16 protein-coding genes are annotated in these 25,899 nt (G+C 57.7%); 3 read left to right on the forward strand and 13 right to left on the reverse strand.

The features are described 5' to 3' along the window. Positions 1-270 precede the first annotated feature (270 nt). From Aeroheme_RS04950 to Aeroheme_RS04975, 6 genes are all read right to left on the reverse strand, one after another. Entirely contained in the window at positions 271-966 is a 696-nt protein-coding gene (locus tag Aeroheme_RS04950; RefSeq protein ID WP_125729702.1) for a family 16 glycosylhydrolase, read from the reverse strand. 240 nt (positions 967-1,206) lie between these two features. Then, the gene (locus Aeroheme_RS04955; RefSeq protein WP_201276436.1) at positions 1,207-1,518 is read right to left on the reverse strand and encodes a PTS lactose/cellobiose transporter subunit IIA; all 312 of its coding nucleotides are present in this window, start codon (positions 1,516-1,518) and stop codon (positions 1,207-1,209) included. A 10-nt stretch (positions 1,519-1,528) separates the two neighbouring features. Then, positions 1,529-2,908 (reverse strand): glycoside hydrolase family 1 protein, encoded by a 1,380-nt coding sequence (locus Aeroheme_RS04960; RefSeq protein WP_125729701.1) that lies wholly within the window; start codon positions 2,906-2,908, stop codon positions 1,529-1,531. 58 nt (positions 2,909-2,966) lie between these two features. Further along, positions 2,967-4,319, reverse strand: a complete 1,353-nt coding sequence (locus Aeroheme_RS04965) for a PTS sugar transporter subunit IIC (protein ID WP_125729700.1) — start codon at positions 4,317-4,319, stop codon at positions 2,967-2,969. Between the two features lie 27 nt (positions 4,320-4,346). Continuing rightward, entirely contained in the window at positions 4,347-4,652 is a 306-nt protein-coding gene (locus tag Aeroheme_RS04970; protein WP_010673339.1) for a PTS sugar transporter subunit IIB, read from the reverse strand. A gap of 1,082 nt (positions 4,653-5,734) precedes the next feature. After that, positions 5,735-8,086 carry a glycoside hydrolase family 9 protein gene (locus Aeroheme_RS04975; RefSeq protein ID WP_236091667.1) on the reverse strand — a complete coding sequence of 784 codons (2,352 nt, stop codon included), beginning with the start codon at positions 8,084-8,086 and terminating at the stop codon, positions 5,735-5,737. Between the two features lie 667 nt (positions 8,087-8,753). Between Aeroheme_RS04975 and Aeroheme_RS04980 the strand changes: the two genes are divergently transcribed. From Aeroheme_RS04980 to Aeroheme_RS04990, 3 genes are all read left to right on the forward strand, one after another. Next, a complete protein-coding gene (locus Aeroheme_RS04980; protein ID WP_236091668.1) occupies positions 8,754-11,474 on the forward strand; it encodes a glycoside hydrolase family 3 protein in 2,721 nt (906 codons plus the stop codon). 94 nt (positions 11,475-11,568) lie between these two features. Continuing rightward, positions 11,569-13,542 carry a methyl-accepting chemotaxis protein gene (locus Aeroheme_RS04985; protein WP_125729698.1) on the forward strand — a complete coding sequence of 658 codons (1,974 nt, stop codon included), beginning with the start codon at positions 11,569-11,571 and terminating at the stop codon, positions 13,540-13,542. A 10-nt stretch (positions 13,543-13,552) separates the two neighbouring features. Next, complete coding sequence (locus tag Aeroheme_RS04990) at positions 13,553-14,884, forward strand: ABC transporter substrate-binding protein (protein ID WP_125729697.1); 1,332 nt, start codon at positions 13,553-13,555, stop codon at positions 14,882-14,884. Between the two features lie 368 nt (positions 14,885-15,252). On the opposite strand, the gene Aeroheme_RS04995 is transcribed toward Aeroheme_RS04990, so the two are convergent. The 7 genes from Aeroheme_RS04995 to Aeroheme_RS05025 all read right to left on the reverse strand — a co-directional run bounded on the left by Aeroheme_RS04995 (position 15,253) and on the right by Aeroheme_RS05025 (position 25,894). After that, entirely contained in the window at positions 15,253-16,275 is a 1,023-nt protein-coding gene (locus Aeroheme_RS04995; protein WP_238156117.1) for a LacI family DNA-binding transcriptional regulator, read from the reverse strand. 140 nt (positions 16,276-16,415) lie between these two features. Continuing rightward, the gene (locus Aeroheme_RS05000) at positions 16,416-17,285 is read right to left on the reverse strand and encodes a MalM family protein (RefSeq protein WP_125729696.1); all 870 of its coding nucleotides are present in this window, start codon (positions 17,283-17,285) and stop codon (positions 16,416-16,418) included. 74 nt (positions 17,286-17,359) lie between these two features. Beyond that, positions 17,360-18,649, reverse strand: coding sequence for a carbohydrate porin (locus tag Aeroheme_RS05005; protein ID WP_125729695.1), 1,290 nt, complete (start codon positions 18,647-18,649; stop codon positions 17,360-17,362). A 60-nt stretch (positions 18,650-18,709) separates the two neighbouring features. Continuing rightward, a complete protein-coding gene (locus Aeroheme_RS05010) occupies positions 18,710-20,107 on the reverse strand; it encodes a putative glycoside hydrolase (RefSeq protein WP_404835958.1) in 1,398 nt (465 codons plus the stop codon). A 696-nt stretch (positions 20,108-20,803) separates the two neighbouring features. Continuing rightward, entirely contained in the window at positions 20,804-22,000 is a 1,197-nt protein-coding gene (locus Aeroheme_RS05015) for a tyrosine-type recombinase/integrase (protein WP_125729693.1), read from the reverse strand. A 192-nt stretch (positions 22,001-22,192) separates the two neighbouring features. Next, the gene (locus Aeroheme_RS05020) at positions 22,193-22,651 is read right to left on the reverse strand and encodes an MFS transporter (protein WP_204787269.1); all 459 of its coding nucleotides are present in this window, start codon (positions 22,649-22,651) and stop codon (positions 22,193-22,195) included. Between the two features lie 117 nt (positions 22,652-22,768). Further along, on the reverse strand, positions 22,769-25,894 hold the full coding sequence (locus tag Aeroheme_RS05025) for a multidrug efflux RND transporter permease subunit (protein WP_411166797.1): 3,126 nt from the start codon (positions 25,892-25,894) through the stop codon (positions 22,769-22,771). Positions 25,895-25,899 lie beyond the last annotated feature (5 nt).

The following is a 25,899-nucleotide window of genomic DNA, read 5'->3' on the forward strand; positions in this document are numbered from 1 at the left end:
GGTAGGCCCCATCGGCTGGTCAATGGTGGTTGTTCGAGAGCGCTATTTAGCGACGGTTTTGACGTTCAATCCGTATCGAGCGGCAAGTTTGCGCGCCCACTCCTTCGACGTTTGGAGCTCGGCTCGAATTCTCGGTGTTGTGCGGGCTGATCCATGAAGACCTGCTGCCAAAGTGCATCCTCCTGATAAGAGTCCAATAATGCACCATGACTATCTGGGACTGAACACCTAGCAATACTTGTCTTCATTTTGTTTTCACTTAGTTAACCATCAGTCCCAGGGGGTAACCTTGGCGTACTTGTATTTGGCGTAGACGGGATTGCCATTGAAGGAGCTTGGCGGGAAGCTCGGATTGGCACTGATCCAGTTGTTCACAAATGTCTGCATCCTGCTCGTGACAGGACGACTTTCGCGGCGCACGCCTACCCATCTATTCTGGACTCGACTAAATACCTGCCAGGTGACGCCAGCTTCATCAATGTTGAAGGCGTAGCGCTCCATGTTCCAGATGGACATGCCGTACTTGCCTAGATCGATGTCTTGGGGATACTGGCGCCCCTGGATCCAGATGTTGGTATGGAGCAGGTTGGTGCCGCCCATCAGCTCGATGTCGACTTCATAGTGAGAGCTGGTGCCCGCATCACCGGTATAGGTGAAGAATGAGCTGATGGTGCCGGGCACCGATCCTGCCTGCATCTGCACCTCATAACGTCCCTTGCGGGTGTAGTTGTAGGTTCGTAGCTCAGCGCAACTCTTGCTGCCCCGGTCCGATTTTGCATGGAGGATCGCCATGCCGGACTCCATCCATACATTGGCCGCGCGCCAGGTGCAGTCGAATTCCGACCCATCATTGCGCCAGCCGTCAGAGACCTGCCAATCTTGATTGCTCCACCACCATGCAGAAGCCTGGGGTGAATATAATTCACCCGCCATCAGCAACACTGAAATTAGTCCAAAATTACGCATATTCTCGACAATCCTATGTGTTTTTAATTAGTGTTTATATTGATAACTACAAGCAGTATCAGAATAACCATAAATTATTCTCTAAACTAATACTGATATCGCGTCATGACAGTTTCATATTTTTGAAACTACTTGCGAAAAGTATGAAAGATATGATGGAGGAAGGTAAAGCCAGAATAAAAAAGCCACCGTAATATTACGGTGGCAAAAGCACGGACTCCCGATCCGATGAGATGAATATCAGCTGGCTTGGCGGCGATAGATCTCGACCAGTTCGGTGGCCAGCTCACGGCACAGAATGGAGGTCATCAAATGATCTTGGGCATGCACCATGACCAGCGTCATCTTGGTCTTGCCCTCACCCTCATCGGCTTCAATCAGTTTGGTTTGTACGGCATGGGCTGCCTTACCTGCTTCGGTGGCCTGGAGCAGCAAGGCATCCGCTTCGCTGAACTGGCCGGCGCGGGCCTGACGCAGGGCTTCGAAACAGAGACTGCGAGATTGGCCAGCATTGACGATGATGCCCATGACTGCTTCTTCAAGATCCATCATTTATGACTCCTTAAAATCCATTATTACGAGAGACGTCGGCGAACCATTCACCACTCTTCTTGACGGTGCGCTGCTGGCTTTCCAAATCAAGGCTGATGAATCCATAACGGTTTTTGTAGGCATTCATCCAGGACCAGTTGTCAATAAAGGTCCACAGGTGATAACCACGGCAATTACTTCCTTCGGCAATGGCGGTATGAATCCACTGGAGGTGGCCACGAATGAAGTCGATACGATAATCGTCTTTTACCTGGCCGTCTTCACCAATGAATCTGTGTTCCCCTTCGACACCCATGCCATTCTCGGAGATATAGCTTGGAATATTTTCATAGTTGTCGCGCAGGTTGATCAATATGTCATAGATACCGCGCTCATATATTTCCCAGCCACGATAGGGGTTCATTTTTCGGCCCGGCATTTCGTAATTCTCGAAGAACCAGTCCGGCAGGAAAGGGGCGCCCGGGTTGATGGCCGTCATGCGCGCCTTCACTCGCCGCGGCTGGTAGTAGTTGATGCCGAGCAGATCGATCTTGCCGGCGGCCAGCAGCTCGCAGTCGCCGCTTTGCACCACGGGCATCTGATCGTGTTCGCGCAGGATGTCGATCAGCTCCTGGGGATAGACCCCCTTCACTGCCGGGTCGAGGAAGGCGCGGTTGAAGAACAAGTCGGCAATGAACGAGGCCTTCAAATCCGCCGGGTTTGAAGAGCGCGGATAGGAGGGGGTCAGGTTCAAGACGATTCCGATCTGGCCCGGCAGGGAGAGTGCGCGATAGCGCTTCACCGCCAGGCTGTGGGCCAGCATCATGTGATAGGCCACCTGGGCTGCCCGCTTGAAGTCCATCAGGTTCGGGTAGTGGAAGTCATACAGATAACCTCCTTCCACCACCACCACGGGTTCGTTGAAAGTCATCCAGCAGGCGACGCGATCGCCAAACAGTTTGAAGCAGATGTCGGCGTACTCGGCAAAGGCCGCCACCGTCTCGCGGTTCTCCCAGCCACCCTGCTCTTGCCAGTACATCGGCATGTCGAAGTGGAACAGACCGATGAAGGGCTTGATTCCCTTGGCCAGCAGTTCGTCGATCACCTTGTTGTAGAAGTCGACGGCCTCCTGGTTGACAGTACGGCCATCCGGCAGCAGACGGGCCCAGGAAATAGAGGTGCGGAAGCTGTTGTGGCCAATCTGCTCCATTAACGCGATGTCTTCACTATAGCGATCATAGAAGGTCGAAGTGTTGGTTGGGCCTACTTGGCCGTGAAAACGGTGCGGCTCCGTCTCAAACCAGTGATCCCAAATGGTCGGTGCCTTGCCGCCCACGTTTGCAGCTCCTTCCGATTGTGCGGCCGACGAGGCACTACCCCACCAGAAGCCTTCGGGGAATGTGTATTGCATTGCAGTTTCCTCTTGATAACTGGGCTGCGGACATCACTGCATCCGCAGCCTGTGGTGCTTATGCTTGACTCTGAACCGGTGTGATCATTGTTGATTTTTCTGCTTCTGCTTCTGCTTCTGCTTCTGCCTCATCGGCCTCTTGTTTGAGAAGGGTGCGCTCATAGGCCCGAACGAAGGGGTAATACATCAGGGCGGAGATCCCCATGCAGATGAAGCACAAGATGACCGGACTGAATGCCCAGTTGGTGGCCCAGGAGGCACCGATGGGCGCCGGAGTGGTCCAGGCGGTCAGCATCACAACCTTCTCCACCAGACCCAGATCCACGGCGAACCAAGCCAGGATGGCGTTGATCACAGGCACCAGGGTGAATGGCAGAAAGAAGACTGGGTTCATGATGATGGGGGCACCAAACAGGACCGGCTCATTGATGTTGAAGAAACCGGGGACTACGCCCATCCGCCCTATGGTGCGCAGGTGTACGGCTCGGCTGCGCATCAGAAGGAATGCCAGGGGTAGGGTAGAGCCCACACCGCCGATAAACAGGAAGTGATCCCAGAAACCGGGCAAGAAGGTGTGAGGAATGGCTTGGCCGGCGGCCAGTGCAGCCTGATTGCTGGCTAGGTTTGCCATCCAGAATGGGTTCATTATGCCTGTGACGATCATGGTGCCGTGGATGCCGGCAAACCAGAGGATCTGGCACAGCAACACCGCCAGCAGGACGGCAGGCAGACTGTCAGAGGCCGCCACCAGGGGTTTGAGCATGGCCATGATCGCCTCGGGCAGGATCATGCCTGTGGTTTCCTGCAACAGCATATTGAGGGGGTGCAGGGTCAGGATGATCGCCAGTACCGGTATCAACACCTCGAAAGAGCGCGCAACCCCCATCGGCACCTGCTCGGGCAGACGTATGGTGATGTTGTTGCGCTTGAGCCAGGCATACACTTCAGTCGAATAGATGGCGCAGATGAGGGCGGTGAAGATGCCCTGTCCGGAGAAATACTGGGTGGAGATGGTGCCATCTTTATATTGCGCCGCCACCAGCATGAACGACATCAGCGACAGCAGGCCCGTGGTGATGGGGTCCAGGGAGTATTGCTTGGCCAGGCTGGATGCGACGCCCACCGAGATGAAGACCGTCATCAGCCCCATGCTCATGTTGAAGGGCAACATGAGCTCGGCACGATAGGTGTTGGAAAAATCGAGCCAGGCTCTGGCAAAGCCCCAGGTGGTTTCGCTGGAGATGGGGGGGAAGATGAAGACCAGCATGAAACTGCCGACAATCATGAACGGCAGCGCGGCAATGAAGCCGTCACGGATGGCCAGAACATAGCGTTGCTGGCCCAGTTTTCCTGCCAATGGGCCGATCCGTTGTTCGATCAACTTGACCAGCATCCCATAGAGTGAACTCATAGTGTGTGTCCTTCCTTGTGAGCACGCTTAACCGATCAGGGACAGGGCGTAGTCCAGCACCTTGTCGCCGCGCTGCATGCCGTAATCCATCATGTCGATAGGTTGTACCTTGATCCCGTGAGCCGCCGCCTTGGCTTGCAACTCCGGTTGCATGTACTTGATCTGCGGTCCCAGCAAGACCACCTGGTAATGGGGCATCTGGTCATCGAACTCCGATGCGCCAAAGGCCTTGATCTCGGCAGCCAGACCCCGCTTCTCGGCTTCTACCAGCATTTTTTTCACCAGTAGGCTGGTGGACATTCCGGCAGAGCAGCACAACATGATTTTTTTCATGATTATTCCTCAGTTATTAAATTGAGCTCACTATAGAACGATGAAAAAAAATAGGAAATCGATTTCACGTTATGAGGTTTGCAATTGTGATCTCGATCACTTGGGGGGCGACCTACGTAAACAAACTTAAACGTATTGCATTGAATAAAAACACTTTATTTATTTGTTGTTGATTGGTTGTATCGAATGGGTATCAGGCTTGACTCTATGAAATATCGATTTCAAATTTGTCGTGGTTTTCATGCTGTTGCTGCGTCCCTGCCGGGCAGGTTCCCCACATGGTGCACAGAGCACTCTCCCGGCGATGCGCTGACGTGTGGAGGACAAAGGCCGCAAGGCTGGACAACAGATACCCGCCGCTGCGATGTCCTGCGCTTCACTGCTCTCTGCCGTTTGCCGCCCCCCCTTGATGGCAAGGCCCCGTTCCCGGCCAAATCCGTTGACGCGGCCTCTTCTGGGCCATGGCGAGGTGCGACCTGCCAGAAGTAGGATGGTTGCAAGATTTCATCGCAGAGGCTCGCTTGCCCGGAGGCAAAGTCCTGTGCCGGTGGAGACGTTGACCTGGTGCTTGCCGTACAGCCCGAAGGGATGATGACCGTACCGACTTCAGATGCCAGCCACGGCTTCCCTGCTTTCCGGTAGAGCAGCGTTGCACCGCAGGATAGGCTGGAGATGAGCGGCGGTCATATTACGTCAGCAAGCCTAATGGCACGGCATAACGGCAGAAAATCAGAAGTGCACAAAGGTGGATGAGAGGCAATCAGAAAGTATGATTTGGTCGTGGAGGCTGTGGAGAGGGGAAAGAAGCAATAGTTCTAGGAGGCCCTTGTCTGTCCACCCGGTAGCAGTTGCATGATGGCGGGAAACGGGAAACGGGAAACGGGAAACGGGAAACGGGAAACGGGAAACGGGAAACGGGAAACGGGAAACGGGAAACGGGAAACGGGAAACGGGAAACGGGAAACGGGAAACGGGAAACGGGAAACAAAGGACGGACACCGGCCCGGAATCGGCCTTGAGGCAAAGTCGGGGGGGGGGAGGGGAAAAATGCTCCGTCAGGGGACGGAGCATCGAGAGGGCACTTAGCGGGTTAATCCGCCTTCATCCAGCACGCTGACAGCCCAGAAGAAGGGAGCATTCCAGTTGATGGTAACTTCGTTCAGTGTCCAGGCTCCTATCTCGTCTTTCCAGCAGGTCTGGCCGGTGCACTTCCCTTTCATAGTGGATGCAACGGGATCGCTGAAGTTGATGGAGTTGGGGCCCCCAGACATTACTCCTGGCGGAACCAGGGGGGACGCGGGATCAGCTGGGTGTGCCCAGAACCTGTGGTGCGGATTCTTCAGCGGACGACTGCCGTAGCCCGACACATAGGACTGGTCGAGCGGGTTGCGGCCCAGCACGTAGTCCATGGCGTCAGACATGGCCTGCAGGTATTTGCGCTCCCCCGTGAAGTCATGCGCCAGCCCGAGGAAGATGCTGCGATTCATCAGGTTGGAGTTGGAGCCCCAGGGGTATTCGGTGGCCTGATAGGGGATAAGGTAACCCTCTGTCGCCACGCTCTTCTGGTAGCCGTCGGCGGCGGCGATGATGGCGGCACGCGCCTTCTCCACGTCCTGCTTGCCCAGCTTGTTGGGCACCATGGCCAGGGTGATGGTTCCTGCGCTGCTGAGATCCTGCCAGTAGAGATCACCGCTTGCGCTGCGATCACCCTTGGGGGCGGCCAGATAGAGAGGGGACTGCTGGACGGCCTGCTTGTACTCGGCCTTGCCGGTGGTGGCGAACAGCTCGGCGGCAGCCCAGTAGAATTCGTCCTTCAGGTTGGTGTCATCGTAGGGACCGGATCCCACAAAGTTGTCATAGGCATAGACGTCCGGATGATGGTTGGCCGCCTTCCAGGCTCGCTCGGCTGCCTGCAGGCTGCGCTGTGCGAAGGCCGGATCCAGATCTTTCCATACGCGGGCAGACTGGGCGGCGGTGGCAGCCAGATTCAGGGTCGCAGCCGTGCTGGGGTGGCTCAGGAAACGGGGCTGTGGATCCTTGTGGGGCGGGAGCGGCATCCCGGTCCAGGCTTCATCAGCGACCTTGTGGAAGACCATGCCTGAGGCATCGATCTCGGTCAGTTTCAGGCTGTCGAGCTGCTTGGACTGATCTCCTACCGGTACCCAGGCCTTCTTGCCTTCGGGTACCTGCATGGCGAGGAAGAACTCCATCATCCAGCGGGATTCGTCCAGCAGATCGTTGTGGCCGTTGTGCTGTTCCGGGATTTTAGCCTTGCCGTCGGCAAAGGCGCTCTTGTCACCCTCTTTCGCCAGTTGCTCTCGTTCATAAAGGTTCATCAAGGTCCATACCGAGATGCCGCCATTGACCACGTACTTGCCCTGATCGCCAGCGTCGTACCAGCCGCCGGTCACATCCAGCGTGAAGTCACAACCTGGCCACTGGTTGCCCTTGGCATCCTGTTTGTTGAAGCAGGTCACTTTCTCGGGCTTGTGTCCTGCCGGGCGAGCGAGATCGGGGCGCTGGACATATTTGGCCTCGATGTCGATGCCGCTACGCTGCTGATAGAAGAAGGAGAGGGCATCGAATTTCATGGTGTGATAGATGTCATCACCGATGCTGAACGGGTGGCTCTTCTGGCCGGCGACCTCCAGCACCAGGCCGGTGGCCGGGGCGGTGACCTGGCTGAAGTCGGCGATCTGCACGTTTTCCCCGGATGGGGCATTCAGGCCAAAGGGTGTGGTCTTGCCTTCGGCGATGGCCTCACCCTGGGCATTGCGCAGGGTCCAGGGGAGCGAGTCCTTACTGTCGGTGGCGATGGTCGCACGTTTCAATGCCTTGCTCAGGTAGCCGACTTGGTTGACGCGCACGCTGGCCAGATCAGATTTCTTGACCAGGGATGGACCCGAGAGCGTTGCTTCACCGATGCAGACGGTGGTCGGTGTCTGGGTGCCCATCTGGAGTTGAAACTGGGTCTTCTCGTCCGTGGAGGAGGGCGTGAACTGGATGTCGAAAGGTTTGGGTGTGCTGCTGAGGGCGAGGTCCTGCACCATGTGGTTGGTGTAGGGGGCGCCATCATGCTGGATCAGGGCCTTGACGTTGATGTCGCTCTTGGCCATGGCAGTGAAATGGAGCTTGTAGGTTTGCCCCTGAACCAGGCCGAGGTTGGACTGGCCCAGGATGACATCCCAGGGATTGGATCCCGACTCGGTGAAGGTGATGCAGCCCATCTGGTTCTCGGCGTTCAGGGTGCCCCCAGCCGTCCACCAGCCATCGGTTCCCTGGAAGCCCCCGTTGGTCAGCAATTCATCCACAGGTCCGGCAGATGCCGAGGAGGCACCGGAGCCGGATGCCCCTGCGCTGGGCAGGGAGCAGCCATGCAAGCCAATGACGCAAGACATGGCAAGCGTCAGGGCACTAAGCCGAGATATTTTCATTGTTACCCCTTTGATCACAGACGGAAATAATGGCGTCGATTTTCGCACTCGCGCTGAAAATGACCGAGTCATCCTGCTACCCGCATTTCACTGTCAAGACTTACATACAATTCTTGAGTGGAAATCGATTTCATAAATTAGGTAATAGTAAAGTTTGTGGCAAATCAAGTTTGCCTTTATGAACTGTGATGTGGGCTACAAATTTTCGTTTATTGACATGTAGATCTACGTGATTTGAATTCTATTGAATCCTTATCATCCTCTCTTCATTTCCCGCCAGTTTAACCAAACGGGTGCCGTTCTCGGTAAAATATGCAGTGGTATGAGATGATGAGTTTATTTTATATTTATGATTTTATTGTTTTTTCTCTCCGAGTGCTTTTCCGTGTGCTCCACCCCCTCCTGGATATTTTGCTGGCGCGAAACAGTCTGATCTTTGTGAGCTACATCACTATTTACTCTCTCGGTGGGATTTTTACCGTTGCAGGGCAAAGATACTGCTGGAATGGTGAAGAGATTTCTGTTTACCATTAAATATTCTTGCAATCGATTTCATATTTGAGCTGTTTTTCAAGACGGATCCCCATGATCGATGCGTCAGGCGATGAATGAGAATATCCGGAGAGTCATAAGGAAAATGCGTAAAACTACAGGTCTCACCAGGTCTATGATCTGCCTATTCGTGGGGTGCGGCATCTGGAGTGCCGGGATGGCGGATGAGCTGTCGACCATGCCCTATTTTGCCACTTGGCCGCAGATCCACAGCGCCATTGCCAAGGACGAGGGGATGGAGCGCCAGATCCAGTCCCTGCTCTCCCGGATGACCCTGGAGGAGAAGGTCGGGCAGATGATCCAGCCCGACTTTCGTGAAGTGACCCCAGAGGAGGTCACTCGCTACAAGATTGGTTCCGTCCTCAACGGGGGCGGCGGTTGGCCAGGCAACAACAAACACGCCTCAGCGGCGGACTGGGCACGCCAGGCCGACACTTACTGGCAAGCGGCGGAAGCGGGCTTTGAGGGCAGGGGCTATCGCATTCCCTTCATGTGGGCGACCGATGCGGTGCACGGCCACAACAACGTCTTCGCGGCGACCCTGTTCCCGCACAACATCGGCCTTGGGGCGGCGCGGGATCCGGGGCTCATCTACCGTATCGGCCAGGTGACGGCGCGGGAAGTGGCCGCCACCGGGCTGGACTGGACCTTCGCTCCGACGGTGGCGGTTCCCCGGGACGATCGCTGGGGCCGGACCTATGAAGGCTATTCCGAAGATCCCGCCATCGTCTATCACTATTCCGGCGAGATGGTGCGCGGCCTACAAGGGTCGGCGGCGGATCTGCGCGGCCAACGCCACGTCATCTCGAACGTGAAACATTTCGTGGGGGATGGCGGCACTCAGGACGGGGTCGATCGGGGCCAAAGTTTCTATTCGGAAGAAGACCTGCGCAACCTGCACGCGGTGGGCTACTTCTCGGGGCTGGATGCTGGCGCCCAGGTGGTCATGGCCTCGTTCAACAGCTGGCACAACGAGCTCAACCTCGATGTGTTGCCAGAGGACGGGGTTGAATACAACGGCAAGCTGCACGGTAGCCGCTATCTGCTGACCGACGTACTCAAGGGCAAGATGGGGTTTGATGGCCTGGTGGTATCGGACTGGAACGGCCACAGCGAGATCGCCGGTTGCACCATGGGGAGTTGCTTACCCGCCGTGCTGGCCGGGGTCGACATCTTCATGGTCACGGCGCGCAAGGACTGGATGGAGTTTCGCCAGAACCTACTCGATGGCGTGGCGAACCGGCAGATCCCGATGAGCCGGATCGACGATGCCGTGGCGCGCATCCTGCGGGTCAAGATGCGGGCCGGGCTGTGGGAGAAACCCATGCCGTCGGCACGAGAGCTGGCGGGCAAGCAGGGCGAGCTTGGCGCCGCACAGCACAAGGCGCTGGCCCGGGAGGCGGTGCGCAAGTCGCTGGTGCTGCTCAAGAACGAGGGCAAGATCCTGCCCTTGAGCCGGCAGAGCCGGGTGCTGGTGGCGGGCAGCGCCGCCAATGATCTGGGCAAGCAGGTGGGGGGCTGGAGCCTGACCTGGCAAGGCAGCGAAAACGGGCGTGGTGATTTCCCAGGTGCCCAGAGCGTACTGGATGCGGTCACGTCCACCGTCGGAGCGGATCATGTGCAGGTGGGTACAGGGCCTAGGGAGCTGGAGGAGGCCAAACCCGATGTCGCCATCCTGGTCATGGGGGAGGATCCCTATGCCGAATGGTTCGGTGATATTCCAGACAACAAGACCCTCTCCTATGGGGATCTCAAGAACAGCTATCACGAGGATCTGCTGACCCTCAAGCGTCTGAAGGCGGCCGATATCCCCGTGGTGACCGTGCTCTTTTCCGGGCGCCCGCTCTACGTCAACGAGGAGATCAACCTCTCTTCCGCCTTTGTCGCCGCCTGGTTGCCGGGCACCGAGGGGGAGGGGATCACCGATCTCCTGTTCAAGGATGCGAAGGGCAAGGTGGCCCATGACTTCCAAGGGCGACTCTCCTTCTCTTGGCCATTTGGCAAGTGCGCCACCACCATCAATCGCACACCCACCCAGATCCCGGGCTGGCAGCGTCCCACCTTCGAGCAATCCCTTGAAGGGGAGAATGCACCGCTCTTCCCCTATGGTTACGGGCTCAGCTACGGCAAGCCTTCCCCTGTGGCGGCCCGGGTCAGCAACCTCAATACCCTGACCCTGGATAATCGTACCTTCGGCTGCAACGAGAGCGACCCCGCCAAGCTGAGCGCCGCCGACAAGGTGCTTGAGCTGTTCGGGCCCAAGGCGGGTGAAGAGCACCGTCTGCGCATGGGAGATGCCAGCAACTGGACGGGGACCGAAGTCTCCGGCAACAGCGTGACCGAGATGACCTTCATCAAGGTGCAGCCCATCGACTACCTGCGCCAGCAGGATGCGCGCGCGGTCACCTTCCTTGGGACGGACAAGCCGGGTGTCGACTCTGGGGCCACGATCCAGTTGCAGACCACCCAGGTCAAGGGGGCGGATCGTCGCACCTACCTGAAGGGTGAGAGCGAGCTGCAGGTGACGCTGCGGGTGCAGCAGGCACCAGCGGGCAACATGACGCTAGGTCTGCAGTGTGGCTGGCCCTGTGGCAAGTCCATCGAGATCGCACCGGCTTTGCGCCAGTTACCCCCGCAGAAATGGGTGACCCTGAGCCTGCCTCTGCGCTGCCTCGAAGAGGGCATGGATTTCGCGAAGGTCAACACGCCCTTCATCTTGGGCACCAGCGGCAAGGCACGCATCGACGTGGCGACCGTGCGCTGGGTGCCGGCCTCCCTGTTGGGAGCTGCAGGGGAGGCGGCTCGGCTCGATTGCCAGGGACAGCTGACCCGATAATTCCGTCAGCCAGATGCACCAGGATCCCTGTCGGGGCCCTGGTGCTTTGATAACCGGCTCCGCCCATGTGCGGAGGGAGAGGTGGGAGAGAAGGATGTCGATCGTACAGCGGATCAGATTGGGTTTTACGCTGCTGTTGGTGCTGCTGCTGCTGCTCGGGGCCATCAGCTACCTGAAGACGGCCTCCATTCACGGCCGTTTCCAGCAGGTGACCGAGGAGGCAACGCCCCTAGCCTTGACCGCCAGCCGGTTGCGCGCCGCCTTGCTGATGGTGGACAGAGACAGCCTGGCGCATCTCGCCATCTGGGAGGGCTCGGCGTTTCCCCAGTCCCGCCAACGTTTTGTGAATGACAAGGCCCGTTATGAGCAGCACATCAAGGAGTTCAAGGCCCTGACGCTCGATGCCGAGAGTGAACGGCAACTCGTCCAGGTCACCAACCAGGCCCCCCAGCTGTTCACCATCTCGGAGCAGTTGATGAGCCTGCACGAAGAGTCGGTCGAGCTAGATCGGGGACTCTCCCGGATGCGTGGCGATCTGCTGCGCCTGGATGACAACTACCGATCGGCGGCGGAGCTGCTGGTGCGCTATGCGGCGGGGCGGCGCTCATTGCAGAACAAGGCAGAACTCATCACCAGCGGCATCGCTCGGGATCTCAAGCTGATCCTGCGCGCTGACGGCAATACGGATCTCGTGGCACTGCAGGCGGTGCTGGCCAAAGACATCGACATTGCTAACCAGCGTCTGGTGCGGATTGTTGTGCCCGACGACGTCAAGGCCAGGTTTACCCACCATGTGACGCGCATTCCCCAGCTGGTGTTCGGCGACAAGGGGCTTATCGCCACCCTGGTGCGCCACCAGCAGATCAATCAACAACTGCACAATCTGCGTGAGCAACAGGAGGCCGAGAGCCAGCAACTGGGAGAGGCGCTTGACAGGCTCATCGCCATTAGCAACAGAAGCATGCAGGAGGACAGGCAGAGTGCCGACATCGCAGTTGAAAGCGCCCGCACTTGGATAGTGTTAGTGGCCCTGTGTTCCGTGCTCATCGCACTCATTGTCGCTTGGAGTACGGCCCGCAGCATCCAGGTGCCTCTGGTACGGATCAACCGCGTCCTCTCCCTAATGGCGCAAGGGGACATGACGCTGCGGGTGTGCTACCCGGCTAGAAACGAGCTCGGCGAGGTGGCGAACTCCATTGACCAGCTGGCCCACCACACCAAGGCGCTCTTGATGGAGGTCCAGACCGGGTCTGAGCACCTGGTGAGCGAGACGCGCAAGACCGCGGAGATCGGCGAGCAGGTGATGTCGCGGGTACAGGAGCAGAAAGCTCAGACCGATCAGGTGGCGGCCGCCATCTTCGAGCTGGAGACCAGTGCCACCGAGGTGGCGCGCTCCAGCGATCATGTGCGTCGGGAGGTCGGTGAAGCCAATGACGAGAGCCAGCGTGGACGCCATCTGATGCAGGCAAACCGGGGTGGCATCGAACAGCTGGCAACCGACATCGCCGGGGCCATGGCGATCACCCACAAGCTGGAAGGCTACAGCAGCAACATCGGCAACATTCTGGAGGTGATCCGTGGCATGGCTGAACAGACCAACCTGTTGGCCCTCAATGCGGCCATCGAAGCGGCCCGTGCCGGGGAAGCCGGGCGGGGCTTTGCCGTGGTGGCCGAGGAGGTGCGGGCGCTGGCTACCCGTTCACAAGGGGCGACCCAGGAGATCCAGGTGATGATCGACAACCTGCAGGGATGCGCTCGCGATATGGCGAGCGTGATGGCCCAGAGCCATGAGCAGACCCAGCAGAGTGTGCAGCAGACCCGGGATGTTGAGAGAGCCCTGGCGGGGATCGCCTCGCGTATGGAGGCCATCAAGGAGATTGCGGATCACATGGCTTATGCCGCTGCGGAGCAGATTTCGGTGAGTCAGGGAGTGGCCCAGCACGTGGCGGAAATCGCCGACGTGGCTCACGAGACCGAGCAGGCCTCCAGGGTTTCGGCGAGCAGTGGCGAGGTGTTGTCGGGGCTGGCCAGCCAGCAACAGAGTCTGGTGGCCCGTTTCAAGGTGTAGGAGAGAGGCAATGTGGAAATCAGTGAGTGCCCTGTTGGTCTGTGGGCTGAGTACTGCGGCGGTGTCCCAGGAGCTGGTGCTGGAAACCTGGCGCGTAGATGACGAGCCGCTGTGGAAGGAGCAGTTTCTGCCCCGTTTTCAGGCGCGCCATCCCGAGATCACCCTTAAGCTGCAACCGCAGCGTTCGGCCGATTACGATCAGGGACTCGCCGAGCGGCTGGCGGCGGGAAAGGCGGGGGATCTCATCACTTGCCGTCCTTATGATCAGTCCTTACGGCTGTTCCAGCAGGGGTATCTGCTGGATCTGACGGACCTGCCCGGCATGGAGAACTTCCCGAGCTTTGCCAAGGCGGCCTGGCAGACCGACTCCGGGGCCCAGACCTTCTGCCTGCCCATCGCTTCCGTGATCCAGGGTTTTTACTTCAATGTCGACATCTTCAACACCCTGGGGCTGACGCCGCCCCGAACCCGTGCTGACTTCTTTGCCGTGCTGGAGAAGGTGAAGCAGGATGGCCGCTACCTGCCGCTGGCGCTGGCGGCCCACGACAGCTGGGTGGTCTCCGAGCTTGGCTACCAGAATATCGGCCCCAACTACTGGCATGGGGAAGATGGCCGCCTGGCGCTGATCAATGGTCAGGCAAGGGCCACCGATGCCCCTTATATGGCGGCGTTTCGCGAGCTGGCGAGCTGGCGACCCTACATAGGCGAACACCCGACCGATGCCACCGAAGCCCAGGCGGTGGATGCCTTTGCAGCCGGCAAGGCGGCCATGATAGTGGCAGGCTCTTGGTCCTTGGCCCAGTTTACCGGCAAAGTCAATTTCGGCGCCTTCCCACCTCCCGTCGCGCGGGAGGGAGACACCTGCTACTTCACCGATCACACTGACATGGGGATCGGCATCAATGCTGCCAGCCCCAACAAGGAGGCGGCCCTGAAGCTGGTGGAGTGGATGGCGAGCGCCGACTTCGCCGAGCGCTTCTCCAACTCGGTGCCGGGCTTCTTCTCCCTCTCCAACCACTTCTTCGAGCTCAAGGATCCGGTGGCTAGCACCATGATGGGCTGGCGCGATACCTGTGATTCCACCCTGCGTCTGGGGGCGCAGTTCCTCACCCGGGGGGAGCCCTCGCTCACCATCGAGCTCGCGGAGGTATCGCAATCCGTGGTGCTGGGCACCATGACGCCGGAAGCGGCCGCCGCGCGCATACAGCAGGGGCTGGCAAGTTGGTATCCCCCCCAAAAGGCGGCGGCAAGAAGAGCCCGTCTGTGCGAAGCGGACGAGCCCCTCCCCACGGCGGCGGCCAGCGCTTCCACCGGGGCGGAGACCCCCTTCGCTACCCCTTGACGGTGGCCGTGCCCACCGGGAAAGGCATTGTCCGATGGTGAGCTTCATATTTCCCAAGGCGCCCTCAGGGCGCCTTTTTTCATCAAGGCTTATGGCCGATGAGAAGGAGCCGAAGGCTTGTCATTTCACCCAGGGGGGTGGATGCAATGTGGTTTCCCCGGTCCTGGTCAATCCAGATTGGGGGCGGTGTTGGCCGCGTTATGTACCTGTGCGAACCCAAGACAGACTAGGTGGAAGGGACGATATGAAAAGCACGCCGTCCCTTGCTGGGCAGGGCTGTATTGACGTGACATCAGGGAGGGGAAAAAGAAAAGCGGCCCGCAGGCCGCTTTTATCTCATGTCGGGCGGAGCACAGCCCCGTCGGCGTTCATCCCTTGTACGGCAGTGTGGTATCGCGCACCACTATGCTCAACTCGGGCAATTCGTCCGAGTTTAGCTCCGTATTCTCGATCAATCCCAACAGGGTCTTGACCATCTTGACGCCCATCTCGTAGATGGGCTGGCGCACAGTGGTCAATGGCGGGTTGGAATAGGTGGAGAAGGGCAGATCGTCAAAACCAATGAGGGAGACATCCTCAGGCACACGCAAGCCGCACTGCTTGAGCCCCAGAATGGCCCCGTAGCAGGTCTGATCGTTGGCGCAGAAGATGGCGGAGAATTTTCGACCACTCTCCACCAGTTTCTTCACGGCATTGAGGCCGCCGGCCTCGGCGAAATCCCCCTGGATGACCAGGGATGGATCATATTCGATGCCCGCGCTGACCAGGGCCTGGCGATAACCATGATGACGTTCGATGGCATCGTTTTGATCCGGTAAGCCGACAATATGGGCTATGTCACGATGACCCAGATCCAATAAATAACGAGTCGCCATATAGCCACCCAGCCGATTATTGATGCTGAAGGAGTGCACACGCTCGGTCATGATATTGTGACCGGTGGCAACAATCGGTATTTGCTGTGAAAACTCAAGCAGCGTTTGCTGATTGACGTGGCCGGTCAAAATAATAAGGCCATCTACCCGACGTGCTACCAGCAGTCGCAGCCGTTCGACCTCTTCTTCCGCATTCCAGTGGCCACTGACAATCAGCGGCACATACTCCATGCCTTGCAGGGTATGTTCAACACCACGCAACATTTCGTTGGAGAATGGACTCTCGACATGTTGAGTCAATACCCCCAGGGTCATGGACTGACCCGTTTTCAAATATTGCGCCATCAGGTTGGGACGAAAATTCAATTCCTGAATCGCATCTTCCACTGCCTGGCGTTTATCTGCGGCCACTTTTGCCGAGCCGTTCAATATCCGGGATACAGTGCTTGCCGAGACACCTGCTCGGCGGGCGATATCATAGACAGTGGCTTTTTTCTCCTGAGCTGACTTCGACATCCCCCCTCCGTACTCTACTGTGAAAACCCCTGGTCATGGCCAGGATTATATGAATATCTTCTTAATAAATCAGCAAGTTAGGATACCTGTTTCCCCTGATGGTGACAAGCAATGATGCACCTCTTCAGGGGGAGGAAACACTACTGCTGTGCTGCAAAAAAGACCTCTCTTGCCTTGGTAAATCCGGCCTGTTCGGCGGCCTTGACCCAAGCGAGGGCCTGTTCATAGTTCTTGCTCTCAACCGCTGTGCGAATATGCTGATAATAATCCAGTTCATTCAGCGGTTTATCTGGTGTGACCATCACGGGTGATATGGTTTTTGCTATTGGTGTCGCATTTTCAGCAGCCTCTGCGTCAAGCGTCAGATATAGGCGTCCGGTAGCCGAGTGGGGCACTTCCACATTGATGAGACGGGCAACATCCGTGGTGCGATCATATTGCATGGCGCGCTGGAGATCGTCGGGGTTGAGCCGAGTGCTACCTTGCATGTCCTGCGCCGTGGAATAGATCACCATATAGGCGGCCCGTACGCTGCCGATGGGGGTCGGAATGGTAAATTCCCCCTGGATGTTCTGCCCTGAAATTAATGAACGGCCGTCGTAACTGAACGTGGAGCTGGGAATGGTTTGAACTGCGTTGTGATTCTCGTCCAGCAACAGGATGCTGGGCAGGAAGACGGTATAATCAACCGGAATGGTTATTTTGACGTGGGTAGCCGCAGTGAGGGCGGGCAATGAGAAGGCCATCACATAGCTTTTACCCGAATCGAATGCATAGACCTGGCTGTCGGCGCTCACATCGACCCATCGGCTCTCCTGCCCAAGGGGCTGGAAGCGAAGATCCTTGAATGCTTCGACTACCACTTTGTTCGACAACTGTTCCCGATCATGTTGAACCTGCTGTTGCAGGGCGGAGGCTGCTGATCTTGGCGGATGTTCCGGGCCTCCGTTGGCGCATCCTGCAACCAGCAGACTGACCAGGAAAGGCAGGTACTGCTTCGTTCCCTTCATCGTGTTTCCTCGTATGCAATGCGGGTCCCCCAAGGGACCCGAGATTATAGTGCTGATAAGTATGCAGGCCTAACTTACCACCACATGTCCGCTTGCACACCGACGAGGAGATCTTCCCGATCTTCCTGCCAAGGCGTCTCGTTATTGTGATCGACATAGGTCGTCAGAATACGGATCTCTGGTGAGGGACCCATGCCGGTATTGACGGTAAAGGTTGGTACTATGCTGACCTTGTGGGAGGTGCCACCACGCTCGACGTTGTCGATGATCAGATTGTTTTTCACATATCCGACTTCAGTCTGGATGGAGAAAAATTCATTGATTGGGAACACGGGGCGCAGGGATGCGGCATACCAGGAATCATGACCACCCATTTCATAGTCGTTGTACTGATATGACAGGGTTGGTAGCAGATGCACATTGGCGCCATACCAGCCGCCCCAGAGGAAGGCGCGGTAGGATTGATCGCCCTCCATTACCTTGGATTGATAGGGTTTGTAACCATCTGCCTGGTCCTGCAGGGTCTTTTGGTACAGGGAGCCCTTGCGATACATGGCGGTGTTGGTCAGGTTGGCCCCCAGCAAATCGCCGGAACCCAATCCACGGCCCGCCTGGACAATGAACTTGGAGAAACCACCAGGCATAAAGAAGAAATCATCGCGCGAGTAGATAAGGGTGCCTTCTACCCCTTTGGTCGCATATTTTTTAGTGTCACCGGTGAATTCGTTGCTCGGCATCTGCTTCAGGGCAACTTCCATATCCCAGGCACCATACAAGGCACTGGAATGTAGGGTGTGCATGGTGGCATCGGTACCATTGGCACGATCGGAGTGGTCGGTATCATTGCTGTTAATATAAGCAAAATCCCATTTGCCGCCCGCTATTTCCATGCCTTTTACGCCGACTCCGGTGCCTGAGTAATCAGTGTAAAAATAATCGGTGGTCCAGATGTAATTTTCACGATCGTAATAGCGCAGCCCGCCCCACATGGTACCAGTTGGCGTAATGCCGCCAAGCTCCACAAAGGTCTCTGATACGCCGCTCTCCCGTGGAGCAGCACGGGTTTGCAAGCCATCTGCATCTGATTCCACCTTGAAGTGGATGTTGACAGACTTGTTACCACCAAGCTCCCATAGTTTATTCAGGCCGCCTTCCCAGCTATTGTCCAGTTCGGAACCCAGGCGCCCCATGGTTTTGTCCATTTCATATTCGTACCCCGCCTTGGCGAAGTCGTCTTTGGCGTCAAACATCGAGCCTGCACGAATATAACCATGGAAGCCAAAACTCTCGGTAGCATTCGATATGGCGGGTAATGCAAGCCCGCAACATGCTCCGACAAATAAGGCAACAGACTTCAATTTCATGTTATTGCTCCAATCCGTAGAAAAGTCTTCAAAAAGTTATTTGTTTAAAAATTAAACTTCTTATAAATCAATCTTCTGACAGGGCTGATTGATGTCAAAGTCTGCTGGGATAGCCGTTTTTAGGGCTACGTTGGTGAACGCGAACCTCAGACCAGCCATCGAATCCCATGCCCCGCTCATGTAGATCGCTTTTTGTACTGAACTGGTGTTGGCGCCCGGGATCAGAGCTGCGACCGGCAAGGTGCAGCGGTACCAGCTGTCGTCATCGGGAACGATGTTGCTGTCCATGGTAAAGAAGGTGCCGTAATCCGGGCCTGCGGTGCCATCCATCCTGATCTGGATGTTGGGGGAGTCACCATAGCTAGAGACTTTCAGGTCGATTTGTAGGGTGCCAGCCTGGTAGACAGAGAGGTCGGCACTTGCACTGTCGGAGCCCAAAAAGACGCCACCATTTCCCGGTAGATCGATGGTGACAACTTGGTTCTCATCGGTCAGGGTGCCGCCAAACCCTGCAGCGGGATAGTCGGCGCTACGATCGACTGCCTGACTCTTATCCCCTGAGTAATAGAGCGCGGTGTCGGTGGTGACCAGTGCAGGGGCGTTGTTGACGCCAGAGCCTGTACCGGGGTCAGTACCAGGATCGGTGTCGGGGTCAGTACCAGGATCGGTGTCGGGGTCAGTACCAGGATCGGTGCCGGGGCCAGTACCAGGATCGGTGCCGGGGTTAGTACCTGGATCGGTGCCTGGCGCTTCACAGGTGATGGGATCGACAACCGGTTTTGCCGTTGTGGTAAGCAAGTACTTGATATTGGTGATTTCGTAGCTGAAGGCATCCTTCGTAGCCAGATGGAATGGTGTGCCCACGGTGGCGAGGTTGATCGCCGTGGCACCAGGGAAGGGCTTCATGCAGTTGATGGGCAGGGTCAGGGTCTCCCAGTCGCCGGTGTTGGCCAGAGCACTTGCAATGGGCAGGCTACTGCGATTGGGGTATTCGTTGTCGATGGAGACATTCAGGACTTCAGGGACCGTGCTCTTGGTCCGCAACTGAAACTCGATGAAACCGGAAGCATACTTGCTCAGATTCAGCGGGGTGTCGGATTTGAGCATGAAGGTGCCATCACCATCGCCGGGTACCTGCACGTCGGCAGTGTCGTCGGTACCAGCATTGTTGATGAGCACCGCGCTGATGCTAGTCATGGCGACGGGAGTGGCGGTGACTGGCTGAAGGTTCCAGTTATCCTTCTCGGACTGGATATTGGGAGTGACACTTGCGTTCGCCCCAACACCAAACAGCAATAATGCACCATCTCCACCGCCAGGCGGTGTTTCACCAGGTGGCGTTTCACCCGGAGGGGTTTCACTGCCGTTGCTAGAAGAAATGTTCTCGTCACCACCGCATCCGCTGAGCAAAGCTGCGGCGATCAACGATGCTAAAAGTCCTTTTTTGGTTGCATTCATACTGACCACTCCAATCAATGGGAAAAATGTCCATCGCGATGAACTGTCGAGACTCAAACAGCTGCCATGCAATCGATGCCAAGGCAAAATCATGCTGTGCTCATTTTCTTGAAATCGATTTCCAATGCAATGTTTATCCCTTGTGATATTCGAAGTTTGTGTTGTGAATCACAAAACAACCATTATTGATTTATGGCTTATTATGCATTTTTGATTACGAGGCAAGAGGGTAATTTATTGATTTGGTGTGTTTGTTTCTGTTTTTACAACAGGGGAGGCTTTTGCTGTGTACTGAGGAAACAGTGAAACTGTCCAAACGATTAGGGGGGGTTATGGATTGGTACGTTGTTCCTACTTGTGTGGATTAGCCTATTTTTGGTTTCGATTTCATGTGTGAGTTATCTGCCTTATGGAGCGCCTCAGCCTCCCCAAAACACGAGTCAACGCAGTCAAAATCGGGGAATGCGCACTCATGGAGAGACAGTTCAGGGAAGTGGAGAGACACCTCTGAGTAGTTCGGGAAAAACGGTCAATTGGATGAGCTTTTTATCTGAGCGGAGAATAAAATGCCGGGGCGTAGACAGGCTAAGAAGTTGTTGAAGCACTGTTTTGGCAAGATGACATCAAACGGTGCTGAAAGAGTTAAAAAATATAGAAGGAAGCGGCCAGATGGCTGCTTCCTTCTTGTTCTGTCAGCTAATAACCATCCACAAAGCTTGCCCATGCATCCATCATGGGCCGACGTTGGTCCAGCAAGTCCGTACGGTGGTACGCAGCTTCTACCTTGTTTTGCACCGTATGAGCTAACGCTCGTTCAGCAAGATCCCGCGCATAGCCTTGCTCACTACACCAGTCTCGAAAGCTGGAACGAAAGCCATGAGCAGTTGCCATTCGGCCAGGAGTACAGCTCTCAGCTTTGGCTCTTCTCAGAAACATCGTCAGCACTGTGTCTGAGAGCGGTACCTGATCTCTAGGGGATGGGAATACCAACTCGTCATGCAATCCCCTTAACCCCATCAGTATTTCGACGGCACGAAGAGATAACGGAACACGATGTTGTTGCTTGGCCTTCATACGCTCGGCAGGTAGGGTCCAGACCCTTGCTTCCAGATCGACTTCAGACCATTTCATTGCTCGGACTTCACCTGAGCGGCATGCAGTCAGGATCAAGAACTCCAGCATGGAGCGTGTCACATCAAAACGCTGGGTCGTTCTTAGATGCTTTTGTACAAATGCAGGGATATCACGCCAAGGCATAGCGGGTTGGTGTTCTATTCGTATGGACTTGCTTGGTTGAGCCGGGAGTAAGTGACTTACCACATCCACAGGGTTTGCAGAGGTATAGCCATGAGCCCATGCCCAAGACATAACGGCATGTAGTCGTTGTTTAACACGACTAGCAGTTTCTGGGATCGTCAGCCAGATCGGCTGCAGAACTGAAGCAATATGAGCAGGGGTAATCGCATCAATGGAGTTAGCGCCAATGATAGGAAAGGCATACTGCTCCAATGTGGTGATCCATTGCTTGCCATGTTTAGGGTTCTTCCAGCCTGGTAGCAAGCTTTCGTAGACCAGTCGGGCAGATGCCTCCAAAGTCGGGTTCTTAGGCTTGTTCTGCTCCTGTAGCCGGATCTCTAGCGGGTCCGAATTATTCGCCAGCTGTTCCCGCATTACCTGGGCGTCTCGAGCAGCATCAGCGATGGAGATCTCGGGGTAACTCCCGAGGCCGGCATTACGTCGTTTCTTCGTCAGTGGACTGACATAGCGGAACACCCACTTTCCTCTGCCCTTGATGGGGGAAGGATGTAGCGTCAACCCGGTGACGCCACCATGAGCAAGGGGCTTATCTTCAGGCTTGATGTTGCGGGCTTTGGTATCGGTGAGGATTGCCATTAGGTAACCTCCTTGAGAAGTGGATATGCCACTCAGTATGCCACCGTGCATGTGCAGTGGTAATATGTGATTGGGATGGATTGGACAATGTTTGTTTCTAATCTGCTGATAATAAAAGGCTTGCTGTATTAGTGTGGAGTTGGTTGGACTTAATAACGGCGGGCACCTCCTCCGCCATTTATACGGCCCATCTCAATCATTGATTGAGATGGGCTTTTTCGTATTCGCGTGCCACAGACCCAGCGCCATGGCGCGCTCATCCTGGTCTTCGAAGGTGCGACGTATGGTGCCAAGTACGCAGGGCATGATCATCGCGCCTCCCAGGGCCAGCAGCACCCGTGCGCCTATGAGCATGGCGGGCGTCGGCGCAAAGGCTGCCAGCAGGGAAGAGACCCCGAAGATGACCAGCCCGGTGAGCAGCAGACGCCGGTTGCCGATGTGGTCCGCCAGTGTGCCCATGGGCACCAGCAGCCCCGCCATCAGCAGCGGGTAGATGTCGATGATCCACAGTACCTCGGTCGCGGATGCGCCCAGGGCCTGGGTCAGGGAAGGCACGGCTATGTGCAATATGGTCATGTCGATGACCACCGGCAGGAAGGCCAGCATGACAGCCAGCAGCACCAGCCAGCGGCGTTGGATGTCAGAGAACATGAATTGACTTCTCCGCAATGATGAATGAACGGGGGCTGGCTGCGCTGACCTCAACCCCCGCTGTCTGGCTGCCCTCGTTCAGGCCGCAGGGCAGGAAGAGGGGCTGCAACACTGGCATCATTGCTCCCCCCTGTGCACTCGCCGGGCCCGCCAGAGCTGAAAGCGCTCCTGGGTGCCGATGACGAAGACAAAGAAGACCGGCACGAAGAAGATGGCCAGCAGGGTGCCGCTGATCATGCCGCCGAACACGCCGGTGCCGATGGCATGCTGGGTCTCCGCGCTGGCGCCGCTGGCGAGCATCAGCGGCATCACGCCCAGGGTGAAGGCCAGCGAGGTCATCAGGATGGGGCGAAGACGCAGGCGTGCGGCGGTCACAGCCGCGTCTATCAGCGTGCGTCCCTCGGCGTGCAACTGGCGTGCAAACTCGACGATGAGGATGGCGTTTTTAGCCGACAGACCGATGATGGTGATCATGCCCACCTTGAAGAAGACGTCGTTGGGCATGCCGCGCAGCATCACGGCGGCGACGGTGCCGAGTAACCCCAGCGGCACCACCAGCATCACCGAGAGCGGGATGGACCAGCTCTCGTAGAGCGCCGCCAGCACCAGGAAGACCACCAGTGCCGACAGCAGCATCAGCATGGGGGCCTGGGCCGCCGACTGACGCTCCTGCAACGACTGCCCCGTCCAGGCCAGGGCGAAGCCTTGCGGCAATTGCGCCACCAGGCGCTCCATCTGTGCCATTGCGGCGCCGCTGGATATCCCCGGGGCGGCACTCCCGGAAAGACGCACGGCGGGGAAGCCCTCGAAGCGCATCATCTGCTGCGGGGATTCGCTCCATACCGGTGTCACCACCTCCCGCAGGGGCACCATGCCACCGCTGGCATTGCGCACCCGCAGGCCGAGCACGTCGTCGAGCTGCATGCGGGCCGGGGCGTCGGCCTGCAGTATGACCTGCTGCATGTGCCCGCCGTTGGGGAAGTCGTTGACGTAGAGCGACCCCATCGCGGTCGACAGTGTGCTGCTCACACTGGTAAACGAGAGCCCCATGGCCTCGGCCTTCTGCCGGTTGATCTCGAGGTGAATGCTCTCGCCGGGGGGCAGGCTGTCCGGGTAGACATCGCTCACCACCTCGCTATTGGCGGCCAGCGTCAGCAACTGCGCCTGGGCGGCCAGCAGCGCGGCTTCCCCCCGATTGGCCCTGTCCTGCAGGAAGAGAGTGAAACCCGAAGAGGTGCCCAGTTCGTCGATGGCGGGCGGCAACAGACTCATCACCGTGCCCTCCCTGCTGTTGGCCATGGCCGCCTGTGCCAGCTCCGCCTCTTCGGCGGCTGTGGCGCCATGGCGCTGATCCCAGTCTTTGAGCATGGTGAAGGCCATGGCCGCATTGGGGCCTGCGCCGGAGAAGCTGAAACCCTGCACCACCAGGTTGGTGTCCAGCGCCTCTCGAGAGGCGACGTGGGCCTCGAACTCCTTGATCACCGCCAGGGTGCGCTCACTGGTGGCGCCGGTCGGCAGCTGGATGGAGGTCATGAAGTAGCCCTGATCCTCGTCTGGCAGGAAAGAGGAGGGCAACTGGGCCGCGGCGATGGCCAGCACGGCGCAGAGGGCGACGAAGGCCGCCATCATGCGTCCGCTGCGCCCGACCAGCCGGGTTACCCGGGCGCCGTAACCCGCGGTGAGCCGCTCGAACCCCCGGTTGAAGGCACCGAAGAAGCCGCGCTTCTCATGGTGATCCGGGCTGACCGGACGCAACAGGGTGGCGCACAGTGCTGGCGTCAGGGTCAGGGCGAGGAAGGCCGAAATGAGGATAGACACCGCCATCGACAGGGTGAACTGCTGGTAGATGACCCCCACGGAGCCGCTGCCGAACGCCATGGGGATGAACACCGCCGTGAGCACCAGAGTGATGCCGATCACCGCCCCGGTGATCTCCTTCATGGCCTGCGAGGTCGCCTCTCGGGGCGACAGTCCCCGGGTGGCCATCAGGCGCTCGACGTTCTCCACCACAACAATGGCGTCGTCGACTATGATGCCGATGGCCAGCACCATGCCGAACATGGTCAGGGAGTTGATCGAAAAGCCGGCAAGCAGCATCACCGCGAAGGTGCCGAGCAGGGCTATGGGGGCGACTATGGCCGGGATCAGGGTGTAGCGCAGGTTCTGCAGGAAGAGGAACATCACCAGGAACACCAGCACCATGGCTTCCAGCAGGGTGTGGATCACCTTGTCGATGGAGACCTTGACGAAGGGGGCCGAGTCGAACGGGATCGAGTAGACCATGCCCGCCGGCAGGGTCGGGGCTAGCTGGGCGAGGCGGGTGCGCACCGCATCGGCGGTACGCACGGCGTTGGCACCAGGGGAGAGCTGGATGGCGGCGCTGGTGGCGGCCACCCCGTTCTCCCGGTTGGAAAAGGTGTAGGATTGCGCCCCCAGCTCGACCCTGGCCACATCACCCAGCACCAGCTTGGCGCCATCGGCGCCGGCCCGCAGCACGATGGCGGCGAACGCCTCTGGGGCCGTCAGCTGCCCCTGTACCCTGAGAGGAACCGTCAGGCGCTGTCCCGGCAGGGCGGGTTCGTCACCGATGCGCCCCGGTGCTATCTGGACGTTCTGCTGCTCTATGGCCTGCGCCACCTCGCCTATGGTCAGCCCGTAGGCGGAGAGCTTGCCCGGATCCACCCAGATGCGCATGGCCTGCTCGGCGCCAAACAGCTGCACCCGTCCCACGCCGTCGATGCGGCGCAGCTCCTGAACGATATTGCGCGCCATGTAATCGTTGAGGGCTACTTCATCGAAATGGCCATCCGGTGAGGTCATGCCGACCATCATCAGAAAACCCGACGAGGCGGACTCCACCTGCAGGCCGTTCTGCCGCACCGCTTGCGGCAGGCGAGGCTCGACCGCCTTGATGCGGTTTTGCACGTCCATCTGGGCCAGCTCCGGGTCTGTGCCCGGCTTGAAGGTGGCGGTGATCTGCGCGCTGCCCGAGGCATCCACCGATGACTCGAAGTAGAGCAGGTTCTTCACCCCCGACAGCTCGCGCTCGATCAGGCTCACCACAGCATCGTTCAGGGTCTGCGGCGTGGCGCCCGCATAGGTGGCATAGAGGGTCACCGACACCGGCGCCACCGAGGGGTAGCGGGAGATGGGCAGCTTGGGGATGGCGATGACCCCCGCCAGCACGATGAAGAGGGCGATCACCCAGGCAAATACCGGGCGATGAATAAAAAACTGCGGCATGGAAT

The organism is Aeromonas sp. DSM 116730 (assembly GCF_046581335.1).
In the GTDB taxonomy this organism is placed as follows: Bacteria; Pseudomonadota; Gammaproteobacteria; order Enterobacterales; family Aeromonadaceae; genus Aeromonas; species Aeromonas rivipollensis.

What these genes read in the sequence shown, in the direction of transcription:
- Aeroheme_RS04950 (WP_125729702.1), bottom strand. Translation starts at nt 966, where the DNA reads ATGCGTAATTTTGGACTAATTTCAGTGTTGCTGATGGCGGGTGAATTA.
- Aeroheme_RS04955 (WP_201276436.1), bottom strand. Translation starts at nt 1,518, where the DNA reads ATGATGGATCTTGAAGAAGCAGTCATGGGCATCATCGTCAATGCTGGC.
- Aeroheme_RS04960 (WP_125729701.1), bottom strand. Translation starts at nt 2,908, where the DNA reads ATGCAATACACATTCCCCGAAGGCTTCTGGTGGGGTAGTGCCTCGTCG.
- Aeroheme_RS04965 (WP_125729700.1), bottom strand. Translation starts at nt 4,319, where the DNA reads ATGAGTTCACTCTATGGGATGCTGGTCAAGTTGATCGAACAACGGATC.
- Aeroheme_RS04970 (WP_010673339.1), bottom strand. Translation starts at nt 4,652, where the DNA reads ATGAAAAAAATCATGTTGTGCTGCTCTGCCGGAATGTCCACCAGCCTA.
- Aeroheme_RS04975 (WP_236091667.1), bottom strand. Translation starts at nt 8,086, where the DNA reads ATGAAAATATCTCGGCTTAGTGCCCTGACGCTTGCCATGTCTTGCGTC.
- Aeroheme_RS04980 (WP_236091668.1), top strand. Translation starts at nt 8,754, where the DNA reads ATGATCTGCCTATTCGTGGGGTGCGGCATCTGGAGTGCCGGGATGGCG.
- Aeroheme_RS04985 (WP_125729698.1), top strand. Translation starts at nt 11,569, where the DNA reads ATGTCGATCGTACAGCGGATCAGATTGGGTTTTACGCTGCTGTTGGTG.
- Aeroheme_RS04990 (WP_125729697.1), top strand. Translation starts at nt 13,553, where the DNA reads ATGTGGAAATCAGTGAGTGCCCTGTTGGTCTGTGGGCTGAGTACTGCG.
- Aeroheme_RS04995 (WP_238156117.1), bottom strand. Translation starts at nt 16,275, where the DNA reads ATGTCGAAGTCAGCTCAGGAGAAAAAAGCCACTGTCTATGATATCGCC.
- Aeroheme_RS05000 (WP_125729696.1), bottom strand. Translation starts at nt 17,285, where the DNA reads ATGAAGGGAACGAAGCAGTACCTGCCTTTCCTGGTCAGTCTGCTGGTT.
- Aeroheme_RS05005 (WP_125729695.1), bottom strand. Translation starts at nt 18,649, where the DNA reads ATGAAATTGAAGTCTGTTGCCTTATTTGTCGGAGCATGTTGCGGGCTT.
- Aeroheme_RS05010 (WP_404835958.1), bottom strand. Translation starts at nt 20,107, where the DNA reads ATGAATGCAACCAAAAAAGGACTTTTAGCATCGTTGATCGCCGCAGCT.
- Aeroheme_RS05015 (WP_125729693.1), bottom strand. Translation starts at nt 22,000, where the DNA reads ATGGCAATCCTCACCGATACCAAAGCCCGCAACATCAAGCCTGAAGAT.
- Aeroheme_RS05020 (WP_204787269.1), bottom strand. Translation starts at nt 22,651, where the DNA reads ATGTTCTCTGACATCCAACGCCGCTGGCTGGTGCTGCTGGCTGTCATG.
- Aeroheme_RS05025 (WP_411166797.1), bottom strand. Translation starts at nt 25,894, where the DNA reads ATGCCGCAGTTTTTTATTCATCGCCCGGTATTTGCCTGGGTGATCGCC.